This window comes from Geobacillus sp. G4 (assembly GCF_040327975.1).
Lineage (GTDB): Bacteria > Bacillota > Bacilli > Bacillales > Anoxybacillaceae > Geobacillus > Geobacillus thermoleovorans.
Genome location: NZ_JBEPJY010000066.1, coordinates 1 through 570, shown reverse-complemented (window position 1 = coordinate 570; position 570 = coordinate 1). Strand labels below are relative to the sequence as shown.

Below are 570 nucleotides of genomic sequence, written 5' to 3'. Positions count from 1 at the left end.
CCGCAATAGCTCAGCGGTAGAGCAACCGGCTGTTAACCGGTAGGTCGTAGGTTCGAATCCTACTTGCGGAGCCATTTTTACGCTTCCATAGCTCAGTAGGTAGAGCACTTCCATGGTAAGGAAGAGGTCACCGGTTCGAGCCCGGTTGGAAGCTCCATTTATTTTCCGGCCCGTTGGTCAAGTGGTTAAGACACCGCCCTTTCACGGCGGTAACACGGGTTCGAATCCCGTACGGGTCACTCCATTTCGGCCAGTCGTCCTTTCAAGGATGATTGGCCGAAATGAAAAGTGTATACTTCCCTGATTGCTGAGATATAATAGCAATTGAATACAGCGTTTCTTTCTCATCGCGTTGGGCTATAGCCAAGCGGTAAGGCAACGGACTTTGACTCCGTGATGCGCTGGTTCGAATCCAGCTAGCCCAGCCATTATTTTTTTGTACATAAAAATGGTCATGAGCCATTAGCTCAGCAACGAGCGCTGCATCTTCGGATTTGCTTCGAGTTGCCTCGACGCACTAGGCATCTGTGAAACAGCTGGGAGAGGAAGAGGCAGGTAGAGTGAAACGAA

Annotated in this window: 3 tRNA genes; all 3 read left to right on the top strand. The window is 50.4% G+C overall.

Annotated elements, in window-relative coordinates:
• Positions 1-81 precede the first annotated feature (81 nt).
• The 3 genes from ABS784_RS16965 (at position 82) to ABS784_RS16955 (ending at position 428) form a co-directional block, all read left to right on the top strand.
• Positions 82-157 (top strand) — tRNA-Thr (locus ABS784_RS16965).
• Positions 158-167: 10 nt separating this feature from the next.
• Positions 168-239: transfer RNA gene (locus tag ABS784_RS16960), tRNA-Glu, on the top strand.
• Positions 240-353: 114 nt separating this feature from the next.
• Positions 354-428, top strand: a tRNA-Gln gene (locus ABS784_RS16955).
• Positions 429-570: the final 142 nt, after the last annotated feature.